Genomic DNA, 1,388 nt, shown 5'->3' with positions numbered 1-1,388 from the left:
GGCCCGACCCGTAACAGGAGGTACGAGGTGGACGAGCGGATCCGGCTGCGGCTGGACGTCTCGTACGACGGCGCCGACTTCTCCGGCTGGGCCGCCCAGCCGGCTCGGCGCACCGTCGCGGGGGTGCTCGTCGAGACCCTGGACCTGGTCCTCGGCGTCGGCACTGCCACCGGGCTGACGGTGGCCGGTCGGACCGACGCGGGGGTGCACGCCACCGGGCAGGTGTGCCACCTGGACCTGCCGGTGGAGGTGTGGCGACAGCACGAAGGGCGACTGCTGCGCCGCCTGGCCCGGCTGCTCCCCACCGACGTGCGGGTACGGGCGATGACGGAGGTGCCGGCCGACTTCGACGCCCGGTTCTCGGCGACCTTCCGGCGCTACGAGTACCGGGTCACCGATGCGCCCTTCGGTGCGGAGCCGCTGCGCCGGCACGAGGTGCTGGCCTGGCCGAGACCGTTGGACCTGACGGCGCTGAACGCCGCCGCTGCCGGGCTGGTGGGGGAGCACGACTTCGCGGCGTACTGCCGGCGCAAGGAGCACGCGACCACGCTGCGCGAGGTGACCAGGCTGGACTGGCGTCGCGACCCGGACGGCATCCTGGTCGCCACCGTGCAGGCCGACGCGTTCTGCCAGGCGATGGTGCGCAGCCTCGTGGGGGCGATGCTGGTGGCCGGGGACGGCCGCCGCCCGGTCGAGTGGCCGGGGAGCCTGCTCACCCGTCAGGAGCGTTCCAGCGAGGTGACAGTGGCGCCCGCGCACGGGCTGACCCTGGTCGCGGTCGGCTACCCGTCCGATCCGACCGAGTACGCACGCCGCGCCGACCTGACCCGCCGGTTGCGGGTTCCGGTCGAAGGCTGACCGCCCGGACCGCCAATGACGACGGGTGTGCCACCTGTCGGCAGCACACCCGTCATCGGGGAACCGGTCAGTCGCCTGGCAGCTCGCCGTTGCCGCCCTGGCTTCCACTGTTGTCGGTCGGCCCGGCCGTCGGTTGCGCGGCCGTGCCACCGTCGGCGCGCTGTTGCAGCACGCTCCGGCTGAGGTGCAGCTCGATCATGTCGAACAGGATCTCGCGGACCTTGGCGTCACCCGCCTTGACCGCCGCGCCGTCCTTGCGGACCACCAGGGCGTACGCCAGGTAGTGGCCGCGGACCTGCCAGCCGACGCGTGCCGGAGCGCTGGTCAGGACGTCGGTGCCGTCGCCGTCGTCGCCGGTGAGGCCACGGAAACGGCCCTGCCGTTCGTCGAGCAGCTGCCGGAGCCGGTCCCGGGCTCGTTCCGCGCTGACCTTGTCGGTGAGGTTGAACAGGCCGGCGGTGACCAGGTGCCCGTCGTCGGGCGTGCTCAGCGTCGCCCGGACGATCTGGTTGCAGCCGAGCCGGACCAGC

At 73.3% G+C, this 1,388-nt stretch carries 1 protein-coding gene and 1 pseudogene; one reads left to right on the top strand and one right to left on the bottom strand.

Annotated features, from left to right (window positions below):
• The first annotated feature begins 27 nt into the window (after positions 1-27).
• Positions 28-858 carry a tRNA pseudouridine(38-40) synthase TruA gene (truA, locus tag KBX53_RS32950; RefSeq protein WP_030329925.1) on the top strand — a complete coding sequence of 277 codons (831 nt, stop codon included), beginning with the start codon at positions 28-30 and terminating at the stop codon, positions 856-858.
• Positions 859-925: 67 nt separating this feature from the next.
• Here the strand turns inward: truA and KBX53_RS32945 are convergent.
• Positions 926-1,388, bottom strand: a pseudogene (locus KBX53_RS32945) (hypothetical protein); the annotation flags it as partial.

The organism is Micromonospora sp. M51, assembly GCF_018070305.1.
GTDB lineage: Bacteria > Actinomycetota > Actinomycetes > Mycobacteriales > Micromonosporaceae > Micromonospora > Micromonospora parva.
This window is presented reverse-complemented; position numbering and strand designations above follow the sequence as displayed.